This window comes from Myxococcales bacterium, from assembly GCA_016720545.1.
Taxonomy (GTDB): Bacteria; Myxococcota_A; Polyangia; order Polyangiales; family Polyangiaceae; genus JAAFHV01.
This window is the reverse complement of sequence record JADKKK010000021.1, coordinates 1-15,685: the sequence shown is the minus strand read 5'-3', so window position 1 is coordinate 15,685 and position 15,685 is coordinate 1. Positions and strand designations below refer to the sequence as shown.

Here is a 15,685-nt window from a genome sequence, read left to right as displayed (position 1 = left end):
CCACCGATGACCTCCCCCTCCATCACCGCAGGCAAGCGGGTGACCGGCCGCGCCATGCCCCTCGCGGCGTCGCAGGCCACGAGCCCGTGGAACGTCCTGGCCTACGCCACGAAGCTCCGCGGACGTGGCGCCGGCGTCGAGCTCACGTCGGCCGACTTCGCTTCGTGCGTCGCCAACTTCACCCGTTGGGGCCGCGAGATCCCGGTGGTGCTCTACCACGCGGACACCGACGCGACCGCGCACCCTGACAGCCGCAAGGCCCATGCGTGGATCGTCGAGATGCGCGTTGGTGCGATGCAGCGCGGCGCCGTCGACCGCCCCGTGGCGACGCTGGAGGCGCGCTTCCGCTGGGTCAACGAAGCGACGCGCGCCAGCGTCGACTGCGGAGAGCTCGCATTCGGGAGCATCACCATCGTCCAGGGCGGCGTGGACGAAGAGACCGGCGCCGAGTGCGGGAGCTTCCTGTGGTCGTTCTCGTTGACCAACAACCCCGCGCTGATCGACCTCCCCCGCATCGCCGCGAGCCGCACCCTGGCCGCCGGCGCCTGGTACGGCGACCTCGACGACCGCGACGACGTGGTGGAGATGCTCCGCTGCATCCTCGGCCTCCCGGCGCTCGCCGACGAAGCCGCCATCGCCGCCGAGCTCGCGAAGCTGGCCGCGCTCCTCGCCGCTCCCGACGACGCCAGCGGCATCGACGCTGACGACATCATCGCTTCGCTCCGCAGCGCGATGCGCCTCCCCGCGCTCACCAGCGCCGCCGACGTGCTCGCGGCCATCCGCGCCGCGCTCGCACCCACCCCTTCGGCCCCGGGCGAGATACCCGAAGGCCACAACGATTCGACCGATTCCCGGTCGATGTCCCGCGGCTCGAGGGCCGCAAAGGAAACCCGCATGAGCACCACCATGATGGCCCTCGCGGCTCGGCTCGGCTTCGCCGCTCCGACCGAAGAGGCCGCCGCGCAGCACGTCGCCGCGCGTGCAGAAGAGTCCACGGAGGTCCGGCGCTCGCTGGGTCTGCCGCTCGCGTCCGACGCGCAGGCCGTCGCCGCGAAGATCACCGCGCTGCACAGCGACGCGGCCAAGGTCGCCGTCCTGTCGGCCGAGAACGAGGCGCTCAAGAGCGTCGAGACGGAGCGCCACAACCGCGAGGTCGTGGAGCACGTCGAGGCCCTGTGCGCCGACCCGGTGATGGCCAAGAGCCGCGCCGCGCTGGAGAGCTTCGCCCGCAACGACTTCGCGGCCTTCTCGAAGGCCTACCCGAAGCCCGCGGTGACCGCCGCGTCGCTCGCGCTCACCTCGCGCGTGACCGGCCTCGGCGGGGAGAAGACCCCGACCATCGTGAGCGGTCGGGCCGCGCGTCACAACGACGCCGCTGCCGACCGCGCCAAGGAACTGATGGCGGCCGACAAGGGGCTCTCCCTGGAGTCGGCGCTCAAGCAGGCGTCGCGCGAGCTGCGCGCCGGAAAGGGTAGCTGACCATGGGCCTCTCCTCTCGCTTCCCCGGGCCGCCGATCCCCCTCGAGTCCGAGGCGATCTTCACCGACGGCATGATCTGCCGCGTCGGTGCCGCTGACAGCAAGGTCCGCCTCCCCGGCGGCGCCGATCCCACCGCGTCACTCCTCGGCGTCATCTACCGCCCCGACGGCTCTGCGTGCGCCTCGGGCGACACCGTCGACGTGCTCATCAGCGGCGCGTACCCGCTGATCGCTGCGGGCGCCATCACCCGCGGCGACTGGGTCACCTCGGGCGGCACCGACGGCGGTGTCATCACCGAGACCGCGGGCGCCGGCGTCAACGTCGCCGTCATCGGTCAGGCCCTCGAGTCCGCCGTCTCCGGCGACCGCGTCCTCTGCACCATCAACCCCTTCATCAAGCAGGGCGGCTGAACCCCATGAACGACATCGAATCCATGCAGCTCGCGCTGCTTCAGGAGCGAGGCATGAGCCTCGCCAACGCGCAGGCCGTGGTGCAGGAGCTCAGCTTCTCGCCGTCGAGCGTGCACATCGACCGCGCGCTGTCGGACTTCGCGTGCGCCATCCAGAACCGCGAGGGCATCGCCGACAAGGTGTGCCCCGTCCAGCGGGTGATGAAGCCCTCGGACAAGTTCTTCAAGTACGACGCGGACACGTTCTTCGAAGAGCAGAACGCGACCCTCACGGGCGTCGAGGCGATGCCCGGGCGCGTCCGCTACAAGATCAGCGCCGACAACTTCTCGACCGTCGACTACGGCCTGATGGACTTCGTCTCCAACAAGGAGATCGAGTCCGCCGACGCCCCCATCGACCCGCAGATGCACGCGGTCAAGGTCGTGACCCAGCGCCTCGACATCGCCAAGGAGCGCCGCGTCGCCGCGCTGCTCTTCGCGTCGGGGAGCTACGGCTCCAACTACGCCGCCCTCACCGGCACCGATCGCTGGGACACGTCCACTTCGGACCCGTGCCAGAAGATCGACGACGCGCTGGAGGCCTGCGACGAGCGGCCCAACATCATGGTCATCGGCGCGCAGGCGTGGATGAAGCTCAAGAACCACCCGAAGCTGAAGGAGCTGATCCTCTCGCGCGCCGCCACCGTCTCCGGTGCGACGCCCGACCGCGTGACGCCCGACCTCGTCGCCGCGGTGTTCGAGCTCGATGCGGTGCACATCGGTCGCATGAAGTACAACACCAACCGCGAGGGCGCTGCCTCCGTCCGCGGCTACGTGTGGGGCAAGTCCTGCGCGCTCATCCGCGTCACCGATGACCCCTCGCCGCGCGAGACGGGCGTGTTCGCCAAGCAGTTCCAGTTCGGGATGCGCGAGACCCAGGTCATCGACGCCCCCCTCCCGGGCGTGCGCGGCGGCCAGTTCGTGAAGGTGACCGAGTCGCTCGACGAGAAGCTCGTCGCGGGCTCGTCGGCCGGGTTCCTCTACGGAACGGTGGTGAGCTGATGGCCCGCCACGACCGCGGCACTGGCCATCGACCGGAGGCCTCGCAGCCCCCGCAGCCGCCCCCGGTGCCCGTCGTGGCGTCTCCGTCCGCCGCCGCCCCTCTCCCGCCCCCTGCGCCGCCTGTGGAGCCCCTTGTGGCCCCACCGGCGGCGCCCCTCCGACTCGTCGCCCTCACCTCCATCCATGGGGGGCGCATCTACGCCCCCGGCGACGAGATCCCCGCCTCCATCGCAGCGCAGCTCTCCGAGGGAGAGCACTGGCACCGGGCACCATGAGCGAGCAGACCGCCATCGCCGTTGTGGCCGACGTGACCGCGCGCCTCTCGACGCAGGCCTACAACCGTCTGTACGCGAAGAACGGCGGCGGAGCGCCCGCGGACACCACCTTCCTCACGCTCTGCCTGGCTGAAGCCAACAGCTACTTCCGCGCGATGACTCGCGCAGCCTTCCCTGATGGCGTCTACACGACGACGGACACGCTCGACCCGGCCATCGTCGGGTGCGTGGTCGACCTCTGCAACGACGTCGCCGCCTCGCGGCATTCGTCCTACGACGCCGAGAACGGCTACGCGATCAAGGGCGCGCAGGCCCGCGCGTTCATCAAGCAGCTGAACCGCGACGCAGATGCGCGAGCCCCTGGGAGCGCCGCCGTGCGCCCCGTCCCGCGCGCTGTGAATAACAACCTCACCGACTCCAGCGGCGCGTACACGAACCCCTACGGCCGCGCCGCGGATCGTCGCGACGCCTCCGACTTCTGATGCGCTTCGTGGGCGTCGACGCGTGGCTCTCCGACCTGGAGGGCGCGCTGACCGAAGAGCTTGCGGCGGGCATGGAGCGCGCGGGTGAGATGGTCGCCGCCGAGGCGCGCAGCACCCACGACTACGAGAACCGCACCGGGCTCTTGGAAGAGCGGACGATGGTCGGCGGCCCTGTCACCACGACCGCGAACCACGTCACGGTGCCCATCGTCGCAGACACCCGCTACGCCTCGTTCATCGAGGACGGCACCTCGCGCATCCGTCCCCGCCGCTTCCTCGCGAAAGCCGCGGAGCGCCGCGCCTCCGGCATCGACGCGGAGCTGGCCGTCGCGCTCCACCGCGCAGGCGAGCGCGCCTCCCGCTGACCCATGACCGCCACGCTCTCGACCATCGACACGGCGCTCTTCGCAGCGCTCGCGGCTGGGCAGCACACGGGCACGCCCACCGCGCTCCTCCCCTTCGCCCTCGTCGGCCGCTACGCGGGCGAGGTGAACGAGCAGGGCATCGTCGACGCCTGCGCGCAGTACCCCAGCGCCTTCCTCCGCTACGACGGCGGCGCCTCGACGCGCACGGTGGATGCGGTTGAGGGCGTCGAAGACGCGGGGCTGGAATCGTGGACGGTGCTCGTGTGCTTGGAAGAGCCGCGTGCTGTTGACGAAGCTGCGCAGGGCTCCTCGCCGCTGACCCCGGGATTCCTCCCGCTGATCGAGCGAGTGATCGAGCTCTGCAACGGGCTGGTGTTCGACGGCGCCTTTCGCGACCGCCGCGTCCGCGTCGCCGACTACGGCCGCCCGGTGCTCATCAAGCGCGGCTCGCTCTACGTCTACAGCGTCCGCTTTGAAGCGCGTCGCCCGCTCCCCGCGCTCGCGCTGACCACCGCGCAGGCGGGCAACGGACAGGCCCTCACTGCCATCGCGGGCGACGTGAACCTCACCGGCACCGAGGACACGGCCCCGTCGCCGTTCGTCCAGCTCCTCGAAACGTACTGACCCCCACCGCACAGGACACCCCATGAGAATCACCATCCACATCCGGGCGGTGGGCGACCTCCTCGCGCCCTACCTCGACGACGCCGGCCGATCCATCCCCGGTCGCTACGCCGGCCGCCATCGCAAGACCCGCGAGGCGCTCCCCGAGGGGGAGACGGTCATCGACCACCCCGACTACCAGCGCGCCATCCGCCGCGGTGAGCTCGCGCTCGTCGCCCCGAAGCCCATCGCCCCCGTGCCCGCCGCCAAGGAGATCAGCAAGTGACCACCGGACTCTCCGCCTCGCGCAAGACGCCGGGCATCTACCTCGCCGTGATCCTCGGCGGAGCGGGCACCTCGTCGGGCGACGCCCCGAAGACCATCCTGCTGCAAGGCAACGCCGCTCGCGACCGCCATCACCGCCGCCTCCCCGGCGCTCTCCGTTGCGGCGGGCACCATGGCCGCCGCGACCCCGACGTTCTGCGCCAGCGCCGACGACGCGGGCACCTACGCGGGCCGCGGCTCGGAGCTGCACGCGATGGCGCAGGCCGTGTTCGCGCAGTACCCCGATGCCACCGTCTACCTCGAAGCTGTGGCCGACGGTGGCGGGACCGCCGCGTCGCTGGTCAACACCTTCGCGACGAACGCGAGCGCGGCCTTCACCATCCGCATCTACGCCTGCGGGAAGATCATCGACGTGCCGGTCGCATCGGGCGACACGCCGACCGTGATTGCGACGGCCTGTGCCGAGGCCATCAACGACGTCGACACGCTCCCCTTCATCGCGCAGTTCTCGGCGGGCGCTCTCACTCTCACGGCCAAGCACACCGGGCCTCGCGGCAACGCGCTCGTGTGCGCGTTCTCGTTCATCTCCGCCGCGGGCCTGGAGACGGCCATCACCACGTCGTCGACGTCCTCGGGCGCGGGCACGACGGGCATTCTCTCCGGCGGGACGCAGGTGTCGGGCGAGTACTGCTTCTCCCTCGGCGCGACGCAGGACTCGTGGGCCAACGCCATCGCGGCCATCGCGAGCACGAAGTACGACCGCATCATCGCGTCGTGCACGGACGCGACGAACATCGACCTGCTCGCCGCGCACCTCGACAGCCTCGCGCTGGTGACCTCGCAGAAGCGGATGCAGGGCATCGTCGGCAGCGTCGCGGCCTACGCCACCGCCGTCACGCTCGCGACCGGGCGCAACAAGAGCCGCCTCCAGATCGTGTGGCACTACAACAGCCGCATCCCGCCGTGGGTGGTCGCCGCGCAGGTCGGCGCCGCTCGCCTCATCGGGGACAGCGCCGCGGGGGGTCGCCTCGTCGGAGAGGCCACGGACCCCGCCGCCAACCTCGACGGGCTCGAGCTCGTCAGCGTCACCGCGCAGAACACCGTCGCGGATCAGCCGACCGCGACGGAGATCGAGGGCGCGCTGAACAACGGCCTGACGCCGCTGGCTCCGAGCGCCAACCGCCCGGGCTTCGTCACCGTCGCGCGCTGCATCACCTCGCGGTCGCTGGCGTCGGGCGTGCCGAACTACGCGGTGCTGGACACCAGCAACGTCACCATCTGCGACCACGTCGCCGACGGGCTGAACGCTTCGCTCGCGACCACCTACGCGGGCTTCAAGCTCACGTCCGACAGCAGCGACGGCCTCCCGCCGCGCGCTCCGAACGTCACCTCCCCGGCGCTGATCCGCTCGGAGATCGCCCGCATCCTCACCGGCTACGAGGAGCAGGCGATCATCAAGGACGTCACGGCGAACCTCGCCCTGCTCACGGTCACCGCCTCGGCCACCCCGGGGCGCGTGGACTGCGAGATCCCCTGCGAGCCGATGCCCGGCCTCCACGTTCTCGGCGGCGATGTCCGCCAGCTCTCCTGACCGACTGACATCAAAGGAACACTGCAATGGCCGTCTACTCAGGACCTGGCTTCGTGATCGTGCGCGGGGTGCCCGTGCTTCAGTCGGACTCCGTCGAGCTCGACATCAAGAGCGGCAACAGCCGCGTCAAGACCCTGCTGCTCGGTGACGCGGGGCACTCCCCCGGCGCCGTGGGCGTCTCGGTCACCGTCTCCGGCGGCATCCCCCAGGCGGGGCTCGAGATCGACTGGCCCGCGCTCACCGTGGCGCAGACCGAGGTGCCGCTCGGCTTCAAGCTCGCGGGCAAGACCTACAACTGCGTCGGTGACATCAGCGACTGCAAGATGAGCAGCGGCGTCGACAAGGCCAACGTGCAGAGCATGACCTTCAACGGCCGCCTCGTGAACATCGTCTGATGAGCAGCGACGGCCTCGACGGGTTCGTGCGGGACACCCGCCCGTCGCTCGCGAAGGCGCTCGGGGACCGCGGCGTCGCCGTCCACATCCTCGACCTCTTCGACGGCACGGGCGCTCGCCTCGACGGCATCCCGCTCGCGCTGCGGGCGGTGCCCAACGAGGCGCGCGTGAGGGCCGTTGCGGCGGCGGTGAAGTTCCTCACCGAGAAGTGCGGGCTCACCGAGTCGTACCTCTACGACACCGCGACCGGCGGCGCCGAACTCGACCTGGAGACCAAGGTGCAGCTCCTCGCGGTCGCGCTCTGCGAGCCCGCGCCGCCGCACGCGCCAGTGGTCGACAGCGCCGATGGTCTGCGCGCACTGCTCGAAGCCGACGAGGTGGTGCAGATCTTCGAGAGTTACGCCGACTTCGTGGCCGAACGCTCGCCGCTCTCCCGCGCCAAGAGCGCGGAGGAAGTCGAGGCGGTCCTGTCCGCGCTGGGAAAAGGGACGCTCCCGGCTTCGCGGCTCACGTCCTTCGATTCCGTTACGCTGCGGCGTGCCCTGCACTCCTTGGCTGTGCGGCACGAGAGGCTGATGAGCTCCAACTCCTCGGACTCGTCGCCCTCGAACGAGCCGCCGCAGACCGCGGCCTAATGAGCCTCTTCGGGCTCGACCCGCGTCCGATCGCTGATCGCTGACCATGCCGCGCGCCACCCTCATCATCGACGTCGACACGTCCGCGGTCCGCCGCGCGATGGGCGAGGTGCAGAGCCTCACCCGTCGCGCGCAGGCCGCGATGACTGCCGACGCCACCCGCGGAACCTCCGAGCGAACGCGCGCCGTGCGTCGCGGGGCCACCGCGGAGACCGCAGCCGCGCGCCAGGTACAGCGCGACCGGCGCGCGGCCGAGAACGCCGCTACCGCCGTCGTGCGGGCGACGTCCGCCGAGCGCATCGCCACCGCGGGCCGTGAGTCGCGCGAGCGCACGGCCATTGCCATCGCTGCCGTGCGCGCTGCCACCACGATGGAGGTCGAGCGGACCCGCGCCCACACGCGCGAGGAGATCGCGCGCACGAACGCCACCCGGCGCGAAGAGCAGCGACGCACCGAGGCCGTCCGCTACGGCCGTCGCGAGCAGCAGAGCCGCATGGCAGGGCTCGCACGCGCAGGCGTCGCGACCGTCTACCGCACTGGTGTCCAGGAGCACGGCCAGATCCAGGACGCGCGTCAGCGCTCTGCGTCCACCGACGCGGCTCTTGCGGGCGCTGTAGGTCTCGCTGGCGGTGACGCCAACGAGGCCGCGGCCCGCGCGCGTCAGCTCCACGCATTCGCCGAGGCCAATCGGCTCCCATCGGCGGGCATCGCTGAGGCCGCCGCCGCGGGGCAGGCGGAGTTCAACGTGCTCGGCCAGCGCGGGCAGTCCGTGCAGCAGCGTGACGCGCAGTTCCGCGCCTTCCTCGCCGACTACGCCGAGGGCGCGAACACCTTCGCGGACCCGTCGCAGCACGTCCGCCTGTCGGGGATGCTGCGGTCGGGCGGCTTCGATGAGTCGACGCGTCAGTCGGCGCTATCCGTGATCGGCGCCGCGACACAGGCGGGCTCCGTCGAGGAGGGCGACCTGATCCGCGGCGGCATGAGCGCGATGATCGCCCGTATGCGCGGCGCGCGTCAGCAGGGCGGCGAGACGATGCAGCAGGCGCAACTGCGCGAGCTCACCGAGGCCGTCACCGAGATGGAGGTCGCCAAGTCGTCGGGGCTCACTGCGCGCATGAGCGGCAACATCCTCCGCAACGTCGGCCAGCGCCTCCGCGGCACCGTCGCACAGGACAAGCTCCTCACCAACGTCTCGCAGGCAACGCAGACCGCAGGGCTCACGGCCGAACAGCAGGCGCGCTTGCAGGCCACGCTCTTCGAGGTCGACCCCACTCGCGAGGGGCGGATGCGGCTGCGAGAGCGATACCAGTCTGGTGTCGGGCTTGCCGAAGGCGCCGCTGCTGCGGGCATCACCGGGCAGCAGTTCCAGAACGTGTTTGCGGGCGGCGGATACGGCAACGCGCAGGGCCTTCAGCGCAACGAACAGAACCTCCTCGGCGGGCTGCTCAACCGCGACGCCGAAGGGCGCACGGGCGTTGAGGCGATCCGCGCGATGCAGGGCGCTGGTGGCATCACCGCGGCGGACCGCGAGCGCCTCGCTGGGGTGCGTCAGGGCACCGACGCCGCGACGCTCGCCGGGCAGGAAGAGCACGCGCTCAATGCTCGCAGGAACAACCTCGCCGCGGGCATGAGCGACACCACGGCGGACTTCGTTGCAATGCACCCCGTGCTGACCAGCGCCGTCCAGGGGTTGACCGGGCTCGCTACCTCCGTGGGCGGATGGATGGGTATGCGCGCGGCGCTCGGGTACAGCGCGACTACCGCCGCCACTGGCGCCGCGGGTGGAGCCGCCGCCACCGGCGCGGCCACGACCGGAGCCGGCGCGCTGGCGACCGTTGGCGGCATGGTGCTCGCGCCCCTCGCCGCAGCGGCTGCGATCCTCCTCCACACACGGAGCGACAACGACTCGACGGACATCAACGCCGAGGGACTGCGACGCGCTCGCGCGGGTGGCTCGGCCACGGGTCCGGTGCAGGTGTCGCTCACCCCGGAGTCCGCGGCGGCCGTCGCCGCGGCGATGCAGAGTGCGCCCATCACTGCCGCTGTCACCCCGCACGACGCCGCGCACGCGGCTTCCGCTGCCGCTCCCCAGGCGCGCCGATGAGCCAGCCCCTCGACACCCTCGCCGAAGCCACCTACGAGGGCGTGCCCTTCCCCGTGAGTGCCCTCTCCGTCGAGGGCGGCCACGACTTCGCGGAGCACACGGCCTACCTGCGCCGCGGGGCCGACATGGAGCCGTGCGGCCAGAAGGCCTACCGGGGAGCTTCACCATCCCGTGCGTCGACACCCCGGCGCTCGTCGCGCGCTACGGCCCGCTCTTCCGCGCGCTGCGGGAAGCGCTGGTCACGCTCTTCGAGAGCGCCCCCATCGGCACCCTCACGCTCCCGGGTACGACGCCTTCACCGCCGCCATCACCGGCTGGACGGGCGAACTCTCGCCCGACAACCGCAACGGCGTCGACCTCAAGGTGACGTTCACGGAGCACAACGGCTCTGCCTCGCTCCTCACGACGCCGTGGAGCGCGACGCCTGCGAACACGCCGGCGACCGTCGCCACGAAGGCCGCGAGCACGGATGCCGCGATGGCCGCCGTGAGCGCGACCGGGTGGACGGCGACCACGGCGGTGATGACGACGCAGCTTGCGGCGCTCGAGGCCGCCGCGCTCCCCTACACCGCCGTGGCCGAATGCTTCCGGCTGATGCTCGCGCCCATCACCAGCAACCTCGCACTGGCGCTCTTCGCCCCGGCGTCGGCGCACGCTGCGGTGGTCGAGCTCCTCGCCCTCCAGGCCGCGGTCTACGACCTCCGCAGCCGCTACTCCCCGACGCTCTCGCAGGTGCGGCTCTACACGGTGCCGCGCACGATGGCGCTCTGGGAGGTCGCGCAGAGCGTCTACCAGGACGCTTCGCTGACGACGCTCCTGCGGGCGGCCAATAGCATCCCTGATTGCTTGTTCGTGGCGCAGGGCACCGTGCTGACTGTCCTCCCGAAGCCCTGAGCCGATGGCTACGCCGCACACCGTCGCCGTCACGCTTTCGAGCGGGACGGATGTCGACGTCTTCGACCGCTACACCATCACGCTCGACATGATGCGCGCGGGCAACCCGTGGACCGTCTCCATGTGGCGCTCCATCTCCGGCGCTCGGGAAGCGTCGTGGGAGGTGCTGCGGCGCGAGGTGAAGCTGGGCGAGAACATCACCCTCTCCATCGATGGCGCGGCGCAGATCACCGGGCGCATCGAGACGCTCCGCACCGCAGCGCCCGACGACAAGGGCGGTGCCACGATGGTCATCAGCGGCCGCGACCTCGGCGGCATGGCGATGACGTGGGACGCGGACCCGACCGTGCGGCTCAAGGGCCTCGCGCTCTCCGACGCGCTGACCGCCCTCTTCACGCCGCTGGGCGTGGCCGTCCTCGTCACCGACGCCGCCGCTGCGCGCCTGGTGCAGTCGGGCACCAACCGCACCTCGCTCGGCCGCCCCTCGCGCCCACACGCCACGCACACCACCCGCCCGCACAGCCCCTCGCGCGGCGTGCACGCGGCCCACGCGAGGCGTCGCGCGCAGCCCATCGACCAGAGCCACCCGCGCGCCGGGGAGAAGGCGTGGGCGCTCGCCGAGGAGATGTGCCGCCGCGTCGGCTTCCTCATGTGGGTCGCGCCCTCGGCGGCCGGTGGCCTCGCGGTCGTGGTCGACGTCCCGGCTTTCAGCACGGCGGACGTGTTCACCTTCGGCCGGCGCATCGAGAACGGCGTCGCCACGGGCAACATCCTCAAGGGCGCCGAGAGCTTCTCCATCAAGGAAGTTCCCTCCGAGGTGAACGTCTACACGGGCACCACCCGCGGCGACCTCGTGAGCAACCGCAGCCGGTCGCAGACGTTCAACGTCGGGGTCGAGACGGCTGCGGTCAACCGCGGCTTCCTCGCGTCGCCGATGCCCGCGCAGGTGCGCCACATCAAGAGCGCCCGCTCTCGCACCCTCGCCGCGAGCGCGAAGGAGGGGGAGCGCGTCATCGCGGAGGCGATGGCCAGCTTTCGCCGCTACGAGCTCACCGTCCAGGGCCACGGGCAGACCGTCGCGGGCGTCGATCGCCTGTACGCGCTGAACACGATGGCGCGCGTGCGTGACGACCTGTGCACCTCGCCCGATGGCGCTCCGCTCGATGAGTCGATGCTCATCACCAGCGTCACCTTCGAGGGCGGGCGACAGACCGGCACGACGACGACGATGGTGCTTGTGCCGAAGGACTCCATCTCCGTGATCCCCCAGGAGTGACCGTGGACGAAGACCCCATCGACGCCTTCAAGGTGCTCTCGCTCACCACATCGACCTCGCGCCGCGTCCTCACCGCGCAGTGCGCGGGCGTCGGGAGCGAGGGCGCCGACGCCACGGCCGAGCGCTTCGACGACGTCGAGGTGGCGCAGCCAGCGGGGCTCATGGCATCGCCCGCCCTCACGGCCACGACGGAGGCCCTCGCGGTGCGGCGGGGCGATGAGCTCATCGCGCTCTTCCTGATCGACAAGGGCGCCACCGTCCAGGCGCTCGCGGCGGGGGAGACGAAGCTCCACGGCGTCAACGCGACCAACGCGGCGACCGTGGTGCACATCCGCGCCTCGGGGGCGATCGACATCACCAGCGCCAACAACGGCGCGATCAACATCTCGGCGCACGGCACGGGCGACGTGGTGGTCAACGCCGGGACGAAGAAGGTTGCTGTGGTGGGCGACGTCACCACCGGGCACACGCACGCCTTCGCGCTGACGGCCGGGCCTTACCCGGTGGCCGGGACCATCACCAGCGCGACGGACACCATCTCCACCGCAGCGGGCTCCCCGCGCTTCAAGGGCTGACACCATGGCGCTTCAAGTCGGGGATACGGCCTGCACAAGTGGCATGGCACAAAGGATCTACCTCGCCATCGTCGGCGGCGTGAACACCGGCTTCTCCGGCACGCTGACGGCCGCGCAGGAGAACAGCATCAAGGCGCTCGCCTACGGGATCGCGGTGGGCGTCGTGGGCGAGATCCAGACGAACTCCTCGGTGACCGTCACCGCGGGCATCGACGCCTTCGGGGCGGGCATCCCCGCTGCTCCCGTAGTGCTTTCCGGGGGCGCCATATGAGCTATGCAATCACCAGGGCGCTCGGCTCCGCTGGCGCGCCTACGCTCGTCCTTCGTGGGAACTGGACGCGCGCCACCTCCCCGGCGCTTGAGCAGGTGCTGATCGCTCTCCGCACGCAGCTCGGGAGCTCGCCCGCGATGCCCTCCCTGGGTGTCGATTGGGCGCGACTCGACAAGCTCCGCACCTCGGCGCAGGCCGACGCGGAGACGGCCATCAAGGCTGGCCTCGACTTCCTTGTGCGCGCCGGGACCATCCGCGACCTCAAGGTGAGCGCGAGGGTGTCCGCCGCGCGCGGGACGCTGACCTACGCCGTCGACTTCTTCGACGTGCTGCTCTCGACCCGACAGACCACCGGCACGCTCACCCGCGGCGCCTGACAGGACACATGAGCTACACCGGCCGCGCCCGCGACACCATCCGCGACTCCCTGCTTTCCTTCTGGTCGCAGGAGTACACCGCCGCGGGGGAGCGGCTGCTGATCGCCCCCGGCTCCGACGCGTACCTGTGGGCCTCGGCGCTCGCGGTGATGCTGGAGGGCCTCGAGGCGCAGGCCGAGAGCGTCGCGCGGGACATCCTCCCCGACCAGGCCAGCGACGAGGCCATCGCGCGCCACGGCAGCGTGGACGGTGTCGCCCGCCGCGCCGGCGTGAGGGCGCGGCACACCGTCACGGTCACCGCCGGGGTGGATGCGACGTACACGTTCCCCACGGGCGTGACGTACCGCATGGCCTACAGCGACGGCACGCTCTACACGGTCGACTCCGTCGCCGTGACGATCGCCGCGGGCACCGGCACCATCACCGTCACCGCGGCGGACATCGGCGCCGACCCGACCCGCGCCGTGGCCGACGTGCTCACCTTCGTCAGCGCGCCCACCGGGCTCGACGCTACGGGCACCGTCGCCTCCGTGGCGACCACAGGGACCGATCAGGAGAGCTACTCCGCGTGGGCCGCGCGCATCATCGCCCGCAGGCAGGAGCGCCCCGCGAGCGGCAACCGCGCCGACTGGCAGGACTGGGTCGAGGGCTACACCGGCACCACCATCACGAGAGCCTACGTCTACCCGCTCCTCGCGCCCCCGGCGTCGTACCCGGGCGCAGGCACACCCGATACGCCGGGATGCGTGACCGTGGTCGCTGTCGGCCCCGCGCAGGGGGACGTCCTCACGAACACCCGCGTAGTACCGACTGACGACGCCTCGACGCGCACGGCGGGCGCGGCGCTCACTCGCATTCGCGACTACATCGAGGGCGACCGCACCGTCGCAGGCGTCGCGACCGACGACGGCACGATGCTCCGCCCTGTGACGATGGTGGCCGACAACGCGGCCGTCGAGGCGATCAGCGTATCGGCGCAGAACGTGGTGCTCTCCTGCACGATGACCGCGACCAACGCCTTCCCCTGGGTGGGCGCCATCGCGATCATCCTCAGCACGGACACCACCATCAAGGTCACGGGCGACTACACCGCCCTCGCAGGGAAGCGGGCCCTCGTACTCCCCGCGACGCCCACGGAGCGCGGCGGCTACCGCGCCGTGACGCTCGGCAACGCGAACTTCGCGGCGGGCGACACCACGTTTACGCAGGCCACGGGGCAGGAGGTCGGATTCCCCACGGGCTCGATCTACCCGTGCCCCGCGAACTGGGGGACGATCCGCGACGACGTCTTCAGCCACTTCGACGGCCTCGGGCCGGGGGACACCACACCCGCGAGCCGGTGGCCCGCCGAGGACGTCGAGGCCCGCGCGACGCTCTACCGCACCGGGCTCGCGGCCGACGTCATCAACGGCGCGCAGTCGCCTGCGGTGGCGACCGGCGTCCTCTCCTGCACGGTGACGACGCCAGCGGCCGACGTGACGCCAGCGGCCAAGACCGTCGTCACCCTGGGGTCGTTGCTCGTGACGCCGTAGTCACTGGCACCGGCCGTTCCTGCACACCAGGCCGCTGATGCAGACGTTGCCGCAGCGCCCACAGTTCGCCCTGTCTTCGGGGATGTGCGCCTCGCAGCCGTTGGCGAACATACCATCGCACTCCGCGTACTCCGCAACGCAGGTGTAGACCGCCCGGCCGTTGGTGCAGGTGCACTCCCCATGCGCCACCCTGCACCGCTCGCACGCGGCCACGTCCCAGGCGTAGGAGCCATCAGGGAGCGCGGGCCACTGGACATCGACCACGTCGGGCGTGTCGGTCCCACCGTCGACCACATCCATCCCACCAGCGTCCACCGTCACCGCGTCGAGCGCCCCGGCATCCACCGCGGGCCTGTCTTCGCCCACGTCGATCACCGCTCCGCTGTCCGCCGCCACGGCGTCGGGAGCGCCCGCATCGACCACCACGCACGCACCGCCCACGCACACCGTCCCGGCTCCGCAGGCGCCCCCACAGGGGCCAGCGTCGGGCGTCGAGGCGTCGGGCAGGAGCACGGGCTCCGCGGCGCAGGCGGTGAGGGCGAAGAGCAGGGCGAGGGCGTAGCGCATCCCCGCAGGGTAGCGCCGCCGGGGGAGGGGCGGTCAACGGTCGCCCTTGCGCTCCCACCATTCGGACATCCACCCTCTCTAGCGACGGCATTCCTGCGCCCTCCGCGCCCCCGGACCCATGCCCAACATCATCCAGCCGCTCCCGACGAAAGAGGGCGCGATCGGCGACCTTGCGCGCCAGCTCCTGCGACTGCTCGGCCCCGCGTACCCCGCGGCCGACAACTCGCTGAACGCGGCCGACGCGATCAACCTGGGGCGCGGCATCAGCGACGCGCGCGACACCAACGCGGCTTCGCTCAACGAAGCCTTCCCTGACACCGCGCTCTATCTCTTGAGCGAGTGGGAGACGATGCTCGGGCTCCCTGTGAGCTCGGGCCGTCTCACGACGACGGAGCGCCGCGCCGCGCTCCTCGCCCGGTGGCGCACGCGGTTCTCGGGCTCGCCTGACTCCATCATCAGCGCCCTGACGCCGCTCAACAGCGACACGCCCCCGACGATGCGGGAGACGGTCGCCATCGAGTCGACGGCC

Annotated in this window: 20 protein-coding genes; 19 read left to right on the top strand and 1 reads right to left on the bottom strand. The window is 71.3% G+C overall.

Annotated elements, in window-relative coordinates; genetic code table 11:
* Nucleotides 1-6 precede the first annotated feature (6 nt).
* From IPQ09_25140 to IPQ09_25055, 18 genes are all read left to right on the top strand, one after another.
* Entirely contained in the window at nt 7-1,479 is a 1,473-nt protein-coding gene (locus IPQ09_25140; protein ID MBL0197455.1) for a hypothetical protein, read from the top strand.
* A gap of 2 nt (nt 1,480-1,481) precedes the next feature.
* On the top strand, nt 1,482-1,889 hold the full coding sequence (locus IPQ09_25135) for a DUF2190 family protein (GenBank protein ID MBL0197454.1): 408 nt from the start codon (nt 1,482-1,484) through the stop codon (nt 1,887-1,889).
* A gap of 5 nt (nt 1,890-1,894) precedes the next feature.
* Nucleotides 1,895-2,929 (top strand): major capsid protein, encoded by a 1,035-nt coding sequence (locus tag IPQ09_25130; protein ID MBL0197453.1) that lies wholly within the window; start codon nt 1,895-1,897, stop codon nt 2,927-2,929.
* Nucleotides 2,929-3,204, top strand: a complete 276-nt coding sequence (locus IPQ09_25125; GenBank protein MBL0197452.1) for a hypothetical protein — start codon at nt 2,929-2,931, stop codon at nt 3,202-3,204. Before IPQ09_25130 ends, IPQ09_25125 begins: the two co-directional genes overlap by 1 nt.
* The gene (locus IPQ09_25120; GenBank protein MBL0197451.1) at nt 3,201-3,686 is read left to right on the top strand and encodes a hypothetical protein; all 486 of its coding nucleotides are present in this window, start codon (nt 3,201-3,203) and stop codon (nt 3,684-3,686) included. The genes IPQ09_25125 and IPQ09_25120 overlap by 4 nt, the downstream gene beginning before the upstream one ends.
* Before the next feature lie 8 nt (nt 3,687-3,694).
* A complete protein-coding gene (locus IPQ09_25115; GenBank protein MBL0197450.1) occupies nt 3,695-4,051 on the top strand; it encodes an HK97 gp10 family phage protein in 357 nt (118 codons plus the stop codon).
* Nucleotides 4,052-4,054: 3 nt separating this feature from the next.
* Nucleotides 4,055-4,675, top strand: a complete 621-nt coding sequence (locus IPQ09_25110; protein ID MBL0197449.1) for a hypothetical protein — start codon at nt 4,055-4,057, stop codon at nt 4,673-4,675.
* Nucleotides 4,676-4,697: 22 nt separating this feature from the next.
* Complete coding sequence (locus IPQ09_25105; protein ID MBL0197448.1) at nt 4,698-4,940, top strand: hypothetical protein; 243 nt, start codon at nt 4,698-4,700, stop codon at nt 4,938-4,940.
* Between the two features lie 171 nt (nt 4,941-5,111).
* Nucleotides 5,112-6,530, top strand: a complete 1,419-nt coding sequence (locus IPQ09_25100) for a hypothetical protein (GenBank protein ID MBL0197447.1) — start codon at nt 5,112-5,114, stop codon at nt 6,528-6,530.
* Nucleotides 6,531-6,556: 26 nt separating this feature from the next.
* Nucleotides 6,557-6,925: a hypothetical protein gene (locus tag IPQ09_25095; GenBank protein MBL0197446.1), complete on the top strand. Its 369-nt coding sequence runs from the start codon at nt 6,557-6,559 to the stop codon at nt 6,923-6,925.
* Entirely contained in the window at nt 6,925-7,560 is a 636-nt protein-coding gene (locus tag IPQ09_25090) for a hypothetical protein (GenBank protein ID MBL0197445.1), read from the top strand. The genes IPQ09_25095 and IPQ09_25090 overlap by 1 nt, the downstream gene beginning before the upstream one ends.
* Before the next feature lie 46 nt (nt 7,561-7,606).
* The gene (locus tag IPQ09_25085) at nt 7,607-9,664 is read left to right on the top strand and encodes a hypothetical protein (GenBank protein ID MBL0197444.1); all 2,058 of its coding nucleotides are present in this window, start codon (nt 7,607-7,609) and stop codon (nt 9,662-9,664) included.
* A 363-nt stretch (nt 9,665-10,027) separates the two neighbouring features.
* On the top strand, nt 10,028-10,558 hold the full coding sequence (locus IPQ09_25080) for a hypothetical protein (GenBank protein ID MBL0197443.1): 531 nt from the start codon (nt 10,028-10,030) through the stop codon (nt 10,556-10,558).
* A 4-nt stretch (nt 10,559-10,562) separates the two neighbouring features.
* Nucleotides 10,563-11,834 carry a hypothetical protein gene (locus tag IPQ09_25075; protein MBL0197442.1) on the top strand — a complete coding sequence of 424 codons (1,272 nt, stop codon included), beginning with the start codon at nt 10,563-10,565 and terminating at the stop codon, nt 11,832-11,834.
* A 2-nt stretch (nt 11,835-11,836) separates the two neighbouring features.
* Nucleotides 11,837-12,409: a hypothetical protein gene (locus IPQ09_25070; protein ID MBL0197441.1), complete on the top strand. Its 573-nt coding sequence runs from the start codon at nt 11,837-11,839 to the stop codon at nt 12,407-12,409.
* A gap of 43 nt (nt 12,410-12,452) precedes the next feature.
* Nucleotides 12,453-12,680: a hypothetical protein gene (locus IPQ09_25065; protein MBL0197440.1), complete on the top strand. Its 228-nt coding sequence runs from the start codon at nt 12,453-12,455 to the stop codon at nt 12,678-12,680.
* Nucleotides 12,681-12,775: 95 nt separating this feature from the next.
* Nucleotides 12,776-13,057, top strand: a complete 282-nt coding sequence (locus tag IPQ09_25060) for a hypothetical protein (GenBank protein ID MBL0197439.1) — start codon at nt 12,776-12,778, stop codon at nt 13,055-13,057.
* An 8-nt stretch (nt 13,058-13,065) separates the two neighbouring features.
* A complete protein-coding gene (locus IPQ09_25055) occupies nt 13,066-14,589 on the top strand; it encodes a baseplate J/gp47 family protein (protein ID MBL0197438.1) in 1,524 nt (507 codons plus the stop codon).
* Here IPQ09_25055 and IPQ09_25050 read toward each other — a convergent pair whose 3' ends face one another.
* The gene (locus IPQ09_25050) at nt 14,590-15,156 is read right to left on the bottom strand and encodes a hypothetical protein (GenBank protein MBL0197437.1); all 567 of its coding nucleotides are present in this window, start codon (nt 15,154-15,156) and stop codon (nt 14,590-14,592) included.
* Nucleotides 15,157-15,274: 118 nt separating this feature from the next.
* Between IPQ09_25050 and IPQ09_25045 the strand changes: the two genes are divergently transcribed.
* Nucleotides 15,275-15,685: DUF2313 domain-containing protein (locus tag IPQ09_25045; protein ID MBL0197436.1), on the top strand; the 411-nt coding region annotated here is incomplete at its 3' end.